This is a genomic window from Pseudomonas sp. GL-R-26 (assembly GCF_019947365.1).
Taxonomy (GTDB): domain Bacteria; phylum Pseudomonadota; class Gammaproteobacteria; order Pseudomonadales; family Pseudomonadaceae; genus Aquipseudomonas.
The window spans coordinates 158,077-174,585 of record NZ_JAGYGI010000007.1 but is presented as its reverse complement, the minus strand read 5'-3'; the positions used below and the strand labels follow the sequence as shown (position 1 = coordinate 174,585).

Annotated in this window: 12 protein-coding genes; 3 read left to right on the top strand and 9 right to left on the bottom strand. The window is 61.3% G+C overall.

Annotated features, from left to right (window positions below; translation table 11 throughout):
* Positions 1-139: 139 nt before the first annotated feature.
* Positions 140-634: a hypothetical protein gene (locus KGA96_RS09970; RefSeq protein ID WP_046037156.1), complete on the top strand. Its 495-nt coding sequence runs from the start codon at positions 140-142 to the stop codon at positions 632-634.
* Positions 635-691: 57 nt separating this feature from the next.
* Here the strand turns inward: KGA96_RS09970 and KGA96_RS09965 are convergent, their stop codons facing one another.
* Both KGA96_RS09965 and ccoN read right to left on the bottom strand, forming a co-directional pair.
* A complete protein-coding gene (locus KGA96_RS09965) occupies positions 692-913 on the bottom strand; it encodes a hypothetical protein (protein ID WP_046037155.1) in 222 nt (73 codons plus the stop codon).
* Complete coding sequence (gene ccoN / locus KGA96_RS09960; protein WP_223512659.1) at positions 913-2,340, bottom strand: cytochrome-c oxidase, cbb3-type subunit I; 1,428 nt, start codon at positions 2,338-2,340, stop codon at positions 913-915. Before ccoN ends, KGA96_RS09965 begins: the two co-directional genes overlap by 1 nt.
* Positions 2,341-2,579: 239 nt before the next feature.
* Between ccoN and KGA96_RS09955 the strand changes: the two genes are divergently transcribed.
* Positions 2,580-4,253: a nitrite/sulfite reductase gene (locus KGA96_RS09955; RefSeq protein ID WP_046037153.1), complete on the top strand. Its 1,674-nt coding sequence runs from the start codon at positions 2,580-2,582 to the stop codon at positions 4,251-4,253.
* Entirely contained in the window at positions 4,250-4,732 is a 483-nt protein-coding gene (locus KGA96_RS09950) for a DUF934 domain-containing protein (protein WP_046037152.1), read from the top strand. The genes KGA96_RS09955 and KGA96_RS09950 overlap by 4 nt, the downstream gene beginning before the upstream one ends.
* A gap of 49 nt (positions 4,733-4,781) precedes the next feature.
* On the opposite strand, the gene KGA96_RS09945 is transcribed toward KGA96_RS09950, so the two are convergent.
* From KGA96_RS09945 to KGA96_RS09915, 7 genes are all read right to left on the bottom strand, one after another.
* Positions 4,782-5,282: a hypothetical protein gene (locus KGA96_RS09945; protein ID WP_046037151.1), complete on the bottom strand. Its 501-nt coding sequence runs from the start codon at positions 5,280-5,282 to the stop codon at positions 4,782-4,784.
* Between the two features lie 329 nt (positions 5,283-5,611).
* Positions 5,612-7,972, bottom strand: a complete 2,361-nt coding sequence (locus KGA96_RS09940) for a tetratricopeptide repeat protein (RefSeq protein ID WP_223512656.1) — start codon at positions 7,970-7,972, stop codon at positions 5,612-5,614.
* Positions 7,973-8,198: 226 nt separating this feature from the next.
* The gene (locus tag KGA96_RS09935) at positions 8,199-10,712 is read right to left on the bottom strand and encodes a fused MFS/spermidine synthase (RefSeq protein ID WP_223512653.1); all 2,514 of its coding nucleotides are present in this window, start codon (positions 10,710-10,712) and stop codon (positions 8,199-8,201) included.
* Between the two features lie 184 nt (positions 10,713-10,896).
* Positions 10,897-12,477 (bottom strand): arylsulfatase, encoded by a 1,581-nt coding sequence (locus KGA96_RS09930; RefSeq protein ID WP_046037148.1) that lies wholly within the window; start codon positions 12,475-12,477, stop codon positions 10,897-10,899.
* A gap of 73 nt (positions 12,478-12,550) precedes the next feature.
* Positions 12,551-13,579, bottom strand: a complete 1,029-nt coding sequence (locus tag KGA96_RS09925; protein WP_223466958.1) for an HAD family hydrolase — start codon at positions 13,577-13,579, stop codon at positions 12,551-12,553.
* Positions 13,576-14,931 (bottom strand): hypothetical protein, encoded by a 1,356-nt coding sequence (locus KGA96_RS09920; protein WP_223512636.1) that lies wholly within the window; start codon positions 14,929-14,931, stop codon positions 13,576-13,578. The genes KGA96_RS09925 and KGA96_RS09920 overlap by 4 nt, the downstream gene beginning before the upstream one ends.
* Entirely contained in the window at positions 14,928-16,508 is a 1,581-nt protein-coding gene (locus KGA96_RS09915) for a VWA domain-containing protein (protein WP_223512633.1), read from the bottom strand. Before KGA96_RS09915 ends, KGA96_RS09920 begins: the two co-directional genes overlap by 4 nt.
* Position 16,509 lies beyond the last annotated feature (1 nt).

Sequence of the window (16,509 nt, the reverse complement as noted above, 5' to 3'; positions counted from 1 at the left end):
CATTTCGATCTCTCAGAAAATGTCGAATGCATCTCTCTGACCCCCAGCCAGTACCGTTCGCGCTTTTAGTCGTACGTTGGCAACGCGCATCTGCCATTCTGAAACTCCGCAGTACTGCTTCAACCAAAGGACCACCGCAATGGACGACGTACAGCAACTGGGCGAGATGCTTCGTCACTACGCAGAAAGCGAAGCGCACAAGAAACAGCTGTTCGAGTCGCAATCGGCACAATGGGTAGCGCGCATCGCTGGACTGTTCGATCAAATCCAGCAGTGGCTGGAACCGGTCAAGGCGCCTAACCTGCTCGAAGTGAACCGCGAAGTGTATGTCGCGTTGGGGCCGAGTGTTCCGGTGGAGACCTCTCCATTCAAGACCGAAAAGCTCAGCATCCTGATCGCTGGCAAACCGGTGGAGTTCGTGCCGGAGGTGATGGGTGTCGGCGGGCAGATTTCCGTGTCGGTGATGGGCTTTACAGCAGCACGTTATGGCAGCGTGTCACTGGTGTGCCTGCCGCCATCCACTAGCTGGCAGTGGCGCAAGACCAATGGCTTGAAAGACCCGGACACTTTTGAGTTCGATGCAAACTTCCTGGCGCAACAACTGCAAAGCCTGATTCCCCGGGAGCGTACCTGAAATCTCGACATACAACCCTGTGGGAGCGAGCTTGCTCCCACAGTCATCGGTGCTACATCAAATATCGAGGGTTCCCCAATCCGGATTCGCCTCTTCCGGCGGCAGTGTTCTAACGGTTTTCCCGGTCGCCAATTCCACCCGTCGCGCCACTTCCGGGTCATCCGCAAACGGGATCAGGCTCGCATCGTCCAGGCTCTCGGCGGTCTGGTGGTGCAGACAATACTCGATGGCGAACCACAAAAATGCCACACCCAGAATGTTCAATATGACTTCAATCATCAGGCTAACCGCGCCTCGCGTTCGGCCATCGCCACGTCCGTTACCTGCACCGTGCGCCACACGTTGTAGGCCATCAGCAGCATGCCGCTGAGGAAGAACACCCCGCCGGCAAAGCGCACGACGAATCCCGGATGGCTGGCCTGCAAGGCTTCGACGAAGGAGTAGGTCAGCGTGCCGTCATCGTTGATCGCGCGCCACATCAGACCCTGGGTGATGCCGTTGACCCACATCGAGGCGATGTACAGCACGGTGCCGATGGTCGCCAGCCAAAAGTGCAGGTTGATCAGCGGCGTGCTGTGCATCTGATCGCGTCCGAATACCTTCGGCACCATGTGATAGGTCGCACCGAAGGTAATCATCGCCACCCAGCCCAGCGCCCCGGCGTGCACGTGGCCGATGGTCCAGTCGGTATAGTGGGAGAGGGCGTTGACGGTCTTGATCGCCATCATCGGCCCTTCGAAGGTCGACATGCCGTAGAAGGCCAGGGACAGCACTAGGAAACGCAGGATCGGGTCGGTGCGCAACTTATGCCAGGCACCGGACAGGGTCATCATACCGTTGATCATCCCGCCCCAACTCGGCGCCAGCAGGATCAGCGACATGGCCATGCCCAGCGACTGCGCCCAGTCCGGCAGCGCGGTGTAGTGCAAGTGGTGCGGGCCGGCCCAGATGTACAGGGTGATCAGCGCCCAGAAGTGCACAATTGACAGGCGATAGGAATACACCGGCCGGCCCACCTGTTTCGGCACGAAGTAATACATCATCCCGAGGAAACCGGTGGTCAGGAAAAAGCCCACGGCGTTGTGCCCGTACCACCATTGCACCATGGCGTCGGTGGCCCCGGAGTACACCGGATAGGACTTGAACCAGCCGACTGGAATCGACAGGTGATTGACCACGTGCAGCATGGCGATGACTACGATGAATGCACCGAAGAACCAGTTGCCGACGTAGATGTGTCTGGTCTTGCGTTGCACTACGGTAGTGAAGAACACCACGGCGTATGCAACCCAGACCACGGTCATCCACACCGCGCCGGTGAATTCGATTTCGGCGTATTCCTTGGTGGTGGTGTAGCCCAGCGGCAGGGTGATCAGCATCACCACAATCACCGACTGCCAGCCCCAGAACGTGAAGGCGGCGAGTGTGTCCGAGAACAGCCGCACCTGGCAGGTACGCTGCACCGCGTAATAGCTGGCGGCGAATTGCGCGCTGCCGGCGAAACCGAAAATCACCAGGCTGGTGTGCAGCGGGCGCAAGCGGCCGAAGGTGGTCCACGGCAGGTCCAGGTTCATCTGCGGCCACACCAGTTGCGAGGCGATCCACACGCCCATCGCCATTCCCACGACGCCCCAGATCACGGTTGCCACGATGAATTGGCGGACGACCTTGTAGTTATAGGCCTGTCCGATAGTTGTTGTGCTCATGATCGATGCTTCCACGGTTGCAATGACGTGCACTGTAAAAACCGTGGCGAAAACAAAACAGGCTCAGGAATATTTCATTTATGCGGATCAGATAAGTTGCAATGCTGCGGCGATCTTGCGCGCTCTGATACGGTTTTTAACGATTCAGGTGAATCTGTAACACGCTGCACCGCTGGCGCATAGTCGCTCTTGTGAACGAGCCACAGAGCCCGATGCCCCGCAATCCTGATGAGGTAGCTATGTATCAATACGATGATTACGATCGGGCACTGGTGCTCGAACGGGTTGCGCAGTTTCGCGATCAGGTCGAGCGCTTCATGGCCGGTGAGCTGAACGAAGAAGAGTTCCTGCCGTTGCGCCTGCAGAACGGCCTGTACATGCAAAAGCACGCCTACATGCTGCGGGTGGCGATTCCCTACGGCACGCTGAGTGCCCGGCAAATGCGTACGTTGGCGAGCATCGCCCGGGATTACGATCGCGGCTACGGCCATTTCACCACCCGGCAGAACATGCAGTTCAACTGGATCGAACTGGCTCAGGTGCCGGACATCCTCGAACGCCTGGCCGAGGTGGAAATGCATGCGATCCAGACCTCCGGCAACTGCGTGCGCAACATCACCACCGAAGCCTTTGCCGGGGTTGCGGCCGACGAAATGATTGACCCGCGACCGTTGGCGGAAATTCTGCGGCAGTGGTCGACCATCAACCCGGAATTCCTGTTCCTGCCGCGCAAGTTCAAGATCGCCATCTGCTCGGCCGAGCAGGACCGCGCGGCGATCATGATGCATGACATCGGCCTTTATCTTTACCCAGGCTCCGAAGGACACATGCTCCTGCGAGTCATGGTGGGTGGCGGCCTGGGGCGCACGCCGATCCTCGGCTTGCAGATCCGCGAAGGCTTGCCGTGGCAGCACCTGCTGTCTTACGTAGAGGCGGTGCTGCGGGTGTATAACCGCCATGGCCGGCGGGACAACAAGTACAAGGCGCGAATCAAGATCCTGGTCAAAGCCTTGGGCATCGAGGCCTTCGCCCGGGAAGTGGAGCAAGAGTGGCAGTTCCTCAAGGACGGCCCGGCGCAACTGACCCTTGACGAGTTCGAGCGTGTGGCCAGTGCGTTCGTCGCACCGCCATATCGTGATCTGTCCGACACCCATCTCGATTTCGGCACGCACCTGGCCGAAAACCCGGCGTTCGCTCGTTGGGTGCAGCGTAACGTGCAGCCGCACAAAATATCGGGCTATGCCAGCGTGGTGTTGTCGACCAAGCCCGGCAGCGCTGCGCCACCGGGCGATGTCACTACCGGACAGATGGAGGCGGTGGCCGAGTGGTCCGAACGCTTCGGCTTCGGTGAAATCCGCATTGCCCATGAGCAGAATATCGTCCTTCCTGACGTGTCCAAGGCCGATCTGTTCACCCTGTGGCGCCTGGCCTGCGGACACAATCTGGGCAGTGCCAACGCCGGATTGCTCACCGACATCATCGCCTGCCCCGGTGGCGACTTCTGCGCGCTGGCCAATGCCAAGTCGATCCCCATCGCCAAGGCTATTGCCGCACGCTTCGAAGACCTCGACTACCTGCACGACCTGGGCGACATCAGCCTCAATATCTCCGGCTGCATGAATGCCTGCGGTCACCATCACATCGGCAACATCGGCATTCTGGGGGTCGATAAGAACGGTGCCGAGTGGTACCAGATCACCCTCGGCGGCGCCCAGGGCAAGCACAGCGCGTTGGGCAAGGTCATTGGCCCGTCCTTCAGCGCCGCCGAAGTGCCCGAGGTGATCGAGCGCATCATCGACACCTTCGTGCGTTATCGCGAGAGCGAAGAACTGTTCGTCGACGCTTTCCAACGGATCGGGCTAGAGCCGTTCAAGGAGGCGGTATATGCGAAAGTGCTGGAGGTGTCGGCATGAACAATCTGTTGCGGTTGGAAGAGGGCATGGCGCGGATTGTCGCGGATGATCCGTGGAAGCTCGTGCGCGACCCGCAAGCACCGCTGCCCGTGGGTGCCGCGATTCTGCCGCTGAGCCGCTGGCTGGAAAACCCGTCGCAAAGCGGCGTGTGGCTGGGGCCGGACGATGAAGTGGAAAGCCTTCAGCCATGGTTTGCCCAACTGCCTTTGATCGCCCTGGATTTTCCGAGCTTTCGCGATGGCCGCGGGTACAGTCAGGCGTATCTGCTGCGCACGCGATTGGGCTGGGCCGGCGAGTTGCGCGCCATCGGCGATGTCTTGCGCGATCAACTCAGCCACATGCGCCAATGCGGTTTCGACAGCTTTGCCGTGCGTGAAGACAAATCCGCAGAAGATGCATTGAAGGGATTGGCGGGGATGAGCGTGTTGTACGGGCGTTCGGTGATTGAGCCGCGGCCGTTGTTTCGTCGCAGAGGCTAGCTGATCAGCAAAAGGGCGCATCCCGAACGGCGGAATGCGCCGGGTGCTGTCAGTTGATGCGAACCAGCGTCGCGCGCTCGATTGGCGACAGCTGATCGATTTCCAGCAGCGTCAGGTTTTTTGGTGCTTCGCCGGCCACCGGACTGCCGAGGTTACCCGCGGCGCCTTCAGGAAGTTTGTACATTGCGCCGGTCAGTGGATCGACTACCAGCATGCCGATCAACCCGCCAAGCAGGATGTTGCCCCAGTACCAGCCGCTCATGCTGGTTTCCAGCGTGGTGCTGCTATCGGCATATCCTTCTTTTTTGAAGGTGACGGTGTAGGTCTCGCCCTTGAAGTAACCACGACCGGAAGGCAGTGTCACGGTGTTGGGCGTGGAGCCGTTATGTACGACGACACCGGCTTTGTTGGTAATGGTGAAGTTGGCGCCGCTAGGCGTGCTCGATACGTTCACCGGGTATTTGCTGTCACCGACGATGCTTGCACAGCCCGAAGTCAGGAGTGCTGTGGTCAGGGCTGTAACGGTGAACAGCTTGCGGAGAGCTTCCATGGTTGATCCTTGCGACCGGTCATTGCCGTCATTGGCCGAGGCGTGCTTCATGTCGCCTCGAAATGTAATGGGGGAGAGGTTTTTCAAGCGCCGCGAACCTTATCACTAGTGGCGTAGTGATATCACCAAGAATATAAGGGGTTCGCATTGTTTGCTGACCGATACAGGGCAAACGGGGAAGGGGCATGCCTGGGATGGGCGTTGCTCACACGGCCGTCATCGCGGGCACGCCCGCTCGCACAGGGTTAGCGTCGTACACAGATTCTGTCGACGACGCTAACCCCGTGGGAGCAGGATTGACCGTGAAGGGGCGTCCGGTTCAGCCCCGATCATTTCAACGCCGGATCCCCCATGTTCATTTTCTTCCAGCCCTGCAACAGCACTTGCGCCTTGGGCTCCTGGCCGTTGTCCAGGTAGTACTGGATCAACGACAAGCGGGCATTGCGGTTGGCTGGCTGTTCTTTCAATAGCCGTTCCAGCTCTGCGCACGCCTGGTCAATCTTGCCGCTGTCATGCAGGGCCACCGCCAGCACATAACCGAACTGTCCGCTCTGTGGCTCCAGTTGCGCAGCCTTGCGCAGGTACGGCATGGCTTGGGCGGCCTGGCCCGCACGAATCAGTGCCAGGCCTTGGGTGTGTTGCAGCAGGCCCGAGTCGGGGTGGTCCTTGAGGCTTTGCGCCAGCAGGGCATGGGCTTCCTGACGGCGACCGTTGGCCTCCAGCCATTGCACCAGGGTGACCAGCGCCGGGTAGAAGTCCGGATCGCGCTGCAGGGCGGTACGCAGCAAAGCTTCGACTTCTGCGCTGCGGCCATCGGCCTGATAGAGCATGGCCAGGTTCAGGTTGGCCTCGGCGCGCTCGGCCAGGTTCTTTTGCACCGCCTCGTATTCGGCGATGGCGGCATTCCAGTTGTCCTGGGCGCTACCCAGACCATTGCGTGCCACGCTGAGCAAGTCCCGGGCGACGGCGATGCGCACGGCCCGCACCGGGTCGCTCAGCAATGGCGTGAGCAATGGCGCACGCTCTGCTGGCGGCAGGAACGCACTGACCGCTCGCACCGCGCTCTCGCGGACTTGCGGCGCCGGGTTGCCCAGGTCCTTGGTGGCCAGTTTCAATGCCTGTTCGCTTGGGTACGCCGGCAGTTCGGCCAGCAGCGTCGCCCGTTGAATCGCCGGCAGGTTGCTGCGTTGCAATTGCTCGAACATTGCCTGCGCGGCGCCGGCCTGACCGTTGCGAATCAGCCACAGGCTTTCGTCGTAGCGCGGGGCTTGTACCGCGCTGGCGTTGGCGGTGTTCCACAGCTTGAACTGCTCGGTGACCTTGTCGCCGGCCTTGCCTTGGTGGCAAGTCAGGCAGGCGTCAGGCGTCCCCAGTTTTTTCGCCCGCTCGGGGTTGGGGATGCTGAAGCTGTGGTCATGGCGGAAGTCGTTGCCCATGTAGAACTTGCCGGGCATGTGGCAATCCACGCACTGCGAGCCCGGTTGGCCCATGGTGTGGCGAGTGTGTTCGACGGAATCGTAGTTTTTCGCTTGCAGGCCTTTACCGTCGACACCTTCCACAGTGGTTTTGCCGGCGGTGTTGTGGCATTGCAGGCAAACGCCGTTACCGGGGGCCTTCAACTGAGTGCTATGGGGGTTGTGGCAGTTGCTGCAACGCACGCCCTTGTCGAACATTTTGCTCTGGGCAAAGGAGCCGTGTTCGAACACTTCATCCTTGATCTTGCCGTCCAGCGCGTACAACTCGCGGGTCAGGACGCTCGGCAGGTAGTCGTCCATCAGCCGTTTACCGACCGTGTAGTCATCGTCCAGGGGCGCGCGGCGCGAGTGGCAGCGGGCGCAGGTTTCGATTTCGACGGTGGCGTTCTTGTCCTTGAGGTCGACGGCAAAGCCGGCATGGATCAGGTCGGTTTTCTTCGCGGTCCACTCCAGGTGATTGGACGCCGGACCATGGCAGGCCTGGCAGCCGACACCGAGGCTGTTCCAGTTGCTGTCGAAGGTGTTTTTCGCCGCATCGAAATTGCGCTTGTAACCGGTGGTGTGGCACTCGACGCACATGAAGTTGGCGTTCTGGCTCGGTTTGCTCCAGTGCAGCGGGTTCTTGAAGGTCACGCCCTGGCCCGGATAGAGGTGAAACCAGCGGTGCTTCTCGGTATCCCAGGCCACGGCGAGGGCCTGCAAGCGGCCTTCGCCGACCTCGATCAGGTATTGCTGCAAAGGGGCGATGCCAAAGGTGTAGGCGACCTTGAAATCGGCGGTCTTGCCATCGATTCCGGGCGTGTTGACCCAGAATTCGTCGCCTTTGCGCGAGAACACCGTGGTCTCTTTCTCGGCCTTGAAGGTGACGTTGTTGAAGTCGCCGAGCAGGGTGTCCGCGTTGGCTTGCTGCATCGCCAGTTGGTGATGGGAGCCTTGCCAGTCCTTGACCTGCTCGCCGTGGCAGCCCTGGCATTGTTGCTCATCGACCATTTTCGCAGGCGCGACAGCGACCTGTTGCGGTTTGGCCGGTTGCACGGCAGGGGCGCTGACGGGGACTGGCTTGGGCGTCGTCGGTGTGCTGCCCAGCAAAAACCAGCCGATGCCCGCCACGGCCAGCAGCAGGATGCCGATGGTGACAGGGAACAGGTAGCGGTTGATCAGGGTCGGTTGCGAATCAGGGTTTGGGGTTGCAGCTTTATTTTTATGTTTCGGCATTACGACTTCCATGGTCCAGGTGCGTTTGCCTTGCGGCGCGCGATGAAGCTTGATGCAGCTTTGTCGGATGGTCGGCGTCTGTCAAATGGCAGATGCTGTGAAGCGGATGGCCCCTTCGCGGGCAAGCCCGCTCCCACAGGGCTTGGTGTTGTTCACAGCAATTGAGTACGACACAACACCTTGTGGGAGCGGGCTTGCCCGCGAAGGCGATCTATCCGGCACCCAATCACTCCCCGACAAACCACCGGTAATACGGATTCCCGGAATCCCCGCGCATCACCTCGCGCATATCCCGGGCCCAGGCGTCACGGTTTCCGTCGTAGGCATACAAGCTCGCCCGATAGAACTGCATCAGGCGTTGTTGCTGGATGTTCATGCGTTCGATGAACCCGGCGTCGGCGTTCAACACGGCTGGCGGCTGGTGCAAGTCGAGCAGGGCAGGCAACACGCGGCTGATCTCTTTCGAGCGAACCCAGGGTGCGTATTCGATCTTCGGCTGGTCGTCCGTCACCGGTTGCGCATCGCCAGCGAAGCGTTCAAGCCCCGCACGGTCAGTCACCCAGGTGGCGAGCAACGCGGCGGCCGAACCGACACCGACATCCTGCAAGGTGCTGCGAACGCTGTCTTGCTGGAAGCGCGCGTTGATCTTCGCCGCATCCAGTTCAATCGGCTCCATCGAGCCTACCAGCAGCATCTCGTGGAATTCACTGGTCCACAGGGTCGCGTACGGGAACACGTCGAGGAAGCTGCGCACCAATGAGCGCGAGTCGTCGATGTTCTGCGTCGGCAGCGGCAGCCATTGGGCGACCAGGCCTTGTTTGTGCAAACGGCTGGCGGCCAGTTGATAGAAGTCCCGGGAATACAGGTTGACCACGCCGGCAGCGGAGGGCGGTGGTGGTTCGAGGGTGATCAGGTCGTAGCGCTGCGGATTGCGCAGCAGTTCCTGGCGACCGTCACGCAAGCGCACATCGACACCTGGATCGGCCGCGGCATTGAAGTTGCCCTTGAACAAGGGGGCCGCCTTGACCACCGAAGGCAGCAGTTCGGCGACCACGCGATGTTCCAGGCCGGGGTAGCGGGTCAGGGCGCCCGCGGTGATGCCGGTACCGAAACCGATCACGAGGGCCGAGCGCGGCTCACCGTTGTGGATCAACAGGGGCAGCAGCGCCTGGATCCGCATGTAGCGCAGGGACGGCATGGCGTCGCCGGTATTGGACACGCCCTGGATGTACAAACGCTGGAAGGCTCTGTCGCCTTTGCCCTGGGTGACCACGGCGACGGTCCCGCCACGGCCTTCTTCGTAGAACGTCAGCGTGCCGTTGCGCGCACCCGGCAGCAGGCTGGCGAGCTTGTTGACCGGCGTGAACACGGCGAGTGCCAGGGACACCAGGCCGATGGCAACCACCGCCTGGCGCCGGCCTTTCTTCACGCCATGGCCCTTGCCCACGGCGAGGTACGCGATACCGGCGGCAATCATTGCCAGCAGACCCAGGGTCCGCACCAGGCCCAGCATCGGGATCAGGACAAAGCCGCAGAGCATCACGCCGACAATCCCGCCAAGGGTATTGAACGCGACGACTTCGCCGACGTTGCGCCCCACCTGTTCGCCGCCGACGCTCAAGCGCAGGGCCAACGGGAACGCCGCCCCCAGCAACAGGGTCGGTACAAACACGATGCTCAAGGCGGCCACGGCGAACCGTGTGCTCATGCCCGCCAGTTCACTGCCGCCCAGTGACAATACCCAGCTTTCCGCCAGGGTTTGTGCAAGCACCAGCCAGCGTCCGAGCAACGCCACTTCCAGCAAGGCAATGGCACCGGCTGCGGCGATCAGCAAACCGAATACCCCCCAGGGATCGCGCAGACGATCGACCCGACGTGCCAGCAGCATGCTGCCCAGGAACAACCCGGTGAGGTAGGTCGCCAGCACCACGGCAAAGGCGTAGGTGCGGGTGCTCATGAATTGCACGATCGATTGCGACCACACCACTTCGTAGCCCAGGGCCACACCGCCGGCGATGGAATACAGCCACAGGGCCAGGCGGTCGGGGGCTTTGTCGGTGTGATGTTTCACCGGGGCATCGATGGGTGCCACGCGCTGGCGCTGGAACCACAAGGCCCCTGCGGCGGCCAGCAGGTTGAGCATGGCGGCGGCCAGCGCGCTGCCGCGCACGCCGAGGGTGGCAATCAGCACGAACGCGGCGAGCAGAGTGCCGGCGATGGCCCCGGCGGTGTTCGCCGCATACAGTTGCCCGCCGGCCTTGCCCAAGTGTTGCGGGTCAGTGGCCAGGGAGCGAACCAGCACCGGCAGGGTGCCGCCCATCAACAGCGCGGGAATCCCCACCAGCGCGAACGGTAGCACCCAGGCCAGCAATCCGACCTGTTCTTCCAGCCAGGCAAACGGGCTGGCCGCCAGGCTCATGGCGAACGTCGCGCCGACACCGAGTATCGCCACCAGCACTTCCAGCCCGGCGTACAGCACAACCGGTTGTTGCATCCGATCCGCCCAGCGCCCGAACAGCAAGCCACCCAAGGCCAGCCCGGCAAAGAACGCGCTGATCCCGGTGGTGATGGCATAGACCTCGACGCCAACGACCAGCGACAGCTGCTTGATCCACAGCACCTGGTACACCAGCGCGGCGGCGCCGGAGACAAACAGCAACAGGGCGGGGATCAACAGCGCCGGTGAGGCGACTTGTTGGGTAGGTATGGCCGACGACTTGCTGGCGACACGTGAGGTCATTGCGGATTGCCTTGTTCCGGTACGTAAAAACAATGACTGCTGGGTCTGAGTCAGTCAGATAATTTCAAACCTTACAAACCTATTGTGGCGAGGGGGCATTCCGACAAGCCCCCTCGCCACAGAGTCCAGTGTTCGCCATGAATAAGTCCGCTCGCCGGTGAGGGCGAGCGGCAGTCCAGCGGTCTTACTGTGCAGCTTTCATTTTTTCAGCGATTTTGGCGTCTACCGCAGCACGGATCTGGTCGATGCTGAAGCTGGCCGGTCTCTGGCTAGGTGGATAGTCGATGAAGGTTTGCAGGAATGCCGCCGACTTGCCCACGGCAACCGCAGCCAGGTAGACGTTCTTGGTTTGCCAATCGTAATACTGATCGGAAACCACGTCGGCACGTTCATACGGGTCCATGCGCAGGTTGAAGATCTTCGGTACGCGCAGGCATACGAACGGTTCGCTCCAGACCTTGAAACCACCCGGCGCACGCTGCTCGCAGAACACCGCTTTCCAGTTGTCGAAACGCATGGAAACCAGCATGCCGTCGTCGTTGAAGTAGTAGAACTCCTTACGCTCGCCTTTAGGCTGTTGGCCGGTCAGGTAAGGCATTTGGTTGTAGCCGTCCAGGTGAACCTTGAAATTGTTGCCGCCAGACGTTGGAGCCCAGCCCTTGAGCAGTTTTTCCTTCACCTCGGCATCACCTGCCGCCGCAAGCAAGGTCGGGAACCAGTCCAGGCCCGAGAACATCTCGTTCGAGACTTCCCCCGGCTTGATCTTGCCAGGCCAGCGAATCATCGCCGGAACCCGGTAGGCACCTTCCCAGTTGGAGTTCTTCTCGTTACGGAACGGCGTGGTTGCCGCGTCCGGCCAGGAGAACTGGTTCGGGCCGTTGTCGGTGGTGTAGACGACGATCGTGTTGTCGGTAATTTTCAGGTCGTCGAGGGTTTTCAGCAGTTTGCCGACGTCACCGTCGTGCTCGATCATGCCATCGGCGTAATCGTTGCCGGGCATGCCGCTCTGGCCCTTCATCGACTCGCGCACGTGGGTGAACAAGTGCATGCGGGTGGTGTTCATCCAGACGAAGAACGGTTTGTCCGCCTTGGCCTGTTTCTCGATGAACGCCTGCGCGGCGGCGGTGGTTTCGTCGTCGATGGTCTCCATGCGCTTGGTGTTCAGCGGGCCGGTGTCTTCGATCTTGCCGTCGGCGAAGCTGTGGATCACGCCACGCGGGGTGTTGGCCTTGACGAAGGCAGCGTCGTCCTTGGGCCAGTAAGGGCGCTCGGGTTCTTCTTCAGCGTTGAGGTGGTACAGGTTGCCGAAAAACTCGTCGAAACCGTGGTTGGTCGGCAGGTATTCATCCTTGTCGCCCAAGTGGTTTTTGCCGAACTGGCCGGTCGCATAGCCCTGGGACTTCAGCGCCTGGGCAATGGTGATGTCACGCTTTTGCAAGCCCACCGGAGCACCCGGGATGCCGACTTTCGACAAGCCGGTGCGCAATGGTGTCTGGCCAGTGATAAACGATGACCGTCCGGCCGTGCAGCTGTTCTCCGCATAGTAGTCGGTGAACATCATGCCTTCTTTGGCGATGCGGTCGATGTTCGGAGTCTTGTAGCCGACCACGCCCATGGAATAGGCGCTGATGTTGGTCTGGCCGATATCGTCGCCGAAGATCACGAGAATGTTGGGTTTTTCAGCGGCCCCGGCGGTTGCCGAAAACGCCATGACCGTAGTCGCCACCAGGGCGAGTTTCGGTATCCACTTACGTATGCGAGTCATCTGACTGGCTCCTTATGCTCACTTGCGTCGCGTACTGCGACAAACGTTTATTGCGGTCCTGCGTTACGTCTTTTTATTGCACTTGCTCGGGTGTGGCGGCATCGAACGGGTAGATCCGACGCCACTCGGACGCCATGTCGACGACTGTCCAGCCACGTTTGTGTGCTTCGTCCAGGGCCTTGTCCAGGCGACCGATCTGCGACTGCCGGTCGTAAGCCCATTCGCGTTTGGCGTCGGTGTGATGCACCAGGCCCATGAAGCGTTTGCCGGGACCTGCGGCGGTCCACTGGAGCATTTGCAGGTCGCCGTCGGAATTGCCGAAAGCGAGGATTGGCCGACGACCGATCACCGCGTCGATGCTGACCGGTTTGCCCGGGCCATCGTCGTTGTGGGCCAGTTTTGGCGTGCGCAGGATCGACGCCTTGCCATCCTTGTAGTCAAACGTTGTGACGAATGTGGTGCCGATAACCTGCTCGGGTGGAATGCCGTAGACCTTCTCGGCGAAGGCGCGCATGAACCCGGTGTCGCCGCCGGAGACGATGTAGGTCTTGAAGTCCTTGCCGCGCAGGTAGTCGAGCATTTCCAGCATCGGCTGGAAGATCATTTCGGTGTACGGCTTGCCGGTTTTCGGATGGCGGGCCTGGCTCAGCCAGGTCTTGGCGTAGTCATCGAAGGCTTCGGTGGTCATCCCGGTGTGGGTGGCACCGAAAATTTTCATCATGCCCTCAAGGCCACTGGCAGCCAGGGCCTTGTGATCGTTTTCCAGCACTGCCTGGAACGGCTGGGTGGTTTTCCATTCAGGGTGCTGCGGCGCGGTGCGTTTGACTTCCTCCAGGGCGAACAGCAACTCGAAGTACATCGGCTGCTCGCTCCACAAGGTGCCGTCGTTGTCGAACACGGCAATGCGCTCCTCGGGCTTGACGAAGTCTTTGCTGCTTTGATCGGTGACCGTCTGCACGAATTCGATGATCTGCTTTTTCGACGGCCCGTCGTTCCACGAGGGCAGCGGTTCGGCAGCCTGCACCAGCAGCGGCAGGCTCAAGGCCAGGGTCAGCAGGAAACTGAATCCGCGATGATGGCGTAGCGATATCGAATTCGTCATGGGAAATCCTTCTCGTGAACGGGGTTGAGCGGATGCAGTGCAGAAGAGACTGATTCTCTGTTGCGCTCGGCCTGACTATGCAGCGTAGACAAGGATTCCCCGATTTGGCGCAGCGCCTGTTCTTTGTCCGGATCGCGGCCATAACAGGCGCGCAGGAAGGTTTGCAGGCGCGGGCCGAGACCGGTCAGTTTCAGGCCGTGGCGGCTGCGCCGGGTCCACAGGTACAGGGCACTGAGTTGCGCCGGTTTGCCTTCGATTTGTGCCGGGATCTGCCGCCACGCGTAGTCGGCGGACTCGAGCCAGGCGGCGTGCCGGGCGCGGCGTCGGGCTTGCCAGTTGAGGTACGTGCGGTGTACGAGCGGGCGACTGAACCAGCCGAGTGCCACCACCGCCAATACCAGTGCCAATAGTCCGAACCAGTGCCCGGAAAGGTGCAGGCGATTCTGCTGGCCGAGCTTCTTCAGGTCCTCGGTGATTGAAAACACCGGCTTGTAGGCGCTGTTGGCGGCCGCGTCGAAGGTCACGGCAGGCACCGTGGCCGTGCGGGTTTGCTGGGTGCCGGCATCCCACCATTTCAGTTCGACGGAGGGCAGGGAGTAGTTACCTTCCTGGTCGATCCGGTAGGTCACGCTGTCGATGCGCTGGCCGCCATTGAAGTTGCCGCGACCGTCATCCAGATTGCGGATTTGCGTTGCTTTCGGGTAGCGGCTCAGGCCCTTGATGTCGTCCAGCGTCGGTGTCGGCAGTGACATGGCCAGGGCACCGTCGGCCTGCAAGGTCAGCTCCCGGGTGATGCTGTCGCCGACCTTCAGCGGCGTGGCCGAATGGATGGTCTTCTGGGTAAACCGCAGCCCTTGGGCTACCAGCACCGCCTCACCGGGCTTGAACCCCGGAGGTTGCGCGGCGTTGAAATGCAAAGGCTGGCTCTGGGCGCTGAGTGCGTGGCTGGCCTGACCCGGTGTGGCTTGTACCGTCAGTGCCGGAATGTCGAAGCCCTGGGCCAGGTTCGGGGTGATCAGGTAGCTGTAGCGCATGCCGCTGAAGGATTGGCCGTCGAAGGTCTGGTTGATGTGCTCGGCATGGCCGTCCGGTGGCATCACCAATGCGCCGGGCAGTTTCAGGTCGGGCAGGGTGGGGGCACTGGTGAACCAGGAGTCGGTGAAGACATCGAGTTGCAACTCGACCAGGCTGCCGACCATGACGGGGCCGGCGGGTTGCAGGGTGGCCTGGACTTTCAGCTGAGGGTCGGCGGCGAATGTGTTGAGGCTGATCAGGCCGATGAGCAGGGCGCCGAGTGTTGTGGGAGCAGGCTTGCCCACGATGGCGGCGACTCGGACTTTCAGGCTGATCATGGTTTAGCCCCCGCCTGATCCTGCAAGCTGAATTTCTGCTTGAGGAATTTCGCCGGCGATGTGGTGAGGTTCTGCAGCCATTGCTCATCCGAGGCCGCTTGCTGGGTTTCCACCTTTTTGCTTTGACCTTTACCCGGCGCCTTGTCCATCTTGATTTCGTCGGGTTTGACCTCTGGCGTGTTTTTCTCGGCGCTTTCGGTGTCTTTCTGCAAGGCAATGGCCAGGGCCAGATTGGCCGTGGCTTGCGGGAACTGCGGTTGCAACTTCAGCGCCTGGTTATACGTAGCGATGGCCTGATCGAACTTGAATCGACGCACGTAGATGTTGCCCAGGTAGAAATACGCCTGCGGTGTATCGAGCCGCGCGAAGCTGGCCAGTGCCAGGTCGAAATCGGCCGAGTTGTAGGCGGCCACGCCTTTCCAGTACGGATCGACAAACAGCGCCGCGGCCTGAGGGTAGTGCTCATGTTCGAAGGCCCAGCGACCTTGCTGGTCGCGGGTGAAGAAAGCATCGGTCAGCGCGTTGGCCTGTGCCGGCGCCGGTTGCAGGCCCAGGCCCACCGCCAGCAGTAGGCCGGCCATCCAGTTCAGGCTCCAGCCCTTGCGTACGCTGAAGAAGGCGATCAGCAACAGCGGCCAGCACAGCCAGTAACCGGCGTCCTTCCAGTGCAGTTCACGCTGTTCGTCACTGGCTGCCTGGAAGTGCTGCTCGGCGTGCAGTTCGATCCAGTCCAGATCGTCATCGTTGAGGGTCAGGCTGCCCAGCGGGGCATCCAGCGTTGAGGCAAGCTGCTTGAGGGCGTCCTGATCGAAGCTGCCCATTTGCGGGCGACCGTTGCTGTCGGTGCGTGGCTGGCCGCTGGCATCGCGGATGATCCCGCCGTCGGTGCTGCCAGCCGCCAGTATCAGCACTTGCAGCGCACTGTCCGCCAGTTGCTTGCCTAGCCCGGCCAGTGCCGAGGTGTCGGCGCCATCGGTGATCAGCAGCAGGGTGCCGGGTGTTTTCTCGGCGGCGAGCAGACGCTTGGCCTGATCGATGACCGCGCTGACGTTTTTCCCCGGTTTGTTGATCAGGTCGGTGCTCAGGGCCTGAATGAATGTATCGAGCAGCGCCGGATCGTCGGTGGCGGGCAACACTAGATGCGCGCTGCCAGCGTAGGCAATCAGGGCATTGCGCGAACCGGCGCGGCGCTGGATCAAGTCGTGGAGCTTGTGCTTGACCGCTTCCAGGCGACTGGGGGGAACGTCGCTGGCGTCCATGGAGGGCGACAGGTCGACGGCGATGATCAGCGGCGCACGGTTTTCCAGAAAGTCCGGCCGATCCTGTTCCCAGGTCGGTCCTGCGGCGGCGATGGCGCCCATTACCAGCAGCGCACACACCAGATGCACCGGACGCAGGCGTTGCCGGTCTTGCGGGGTGATCAGCAGATGCGGCAGCAGGTGCGCGGCGATGTTGCTGCGCAGGCGTCGTTGCAGGTCCTGGTTGCGCCGCCACAGCAGTGGCAGCAAGGCGCCGAACACCGCGAGCAACAGCCACAGGGGGCGCAGGAAATGGAAGTCGCTGAGGTTGATGTCCATG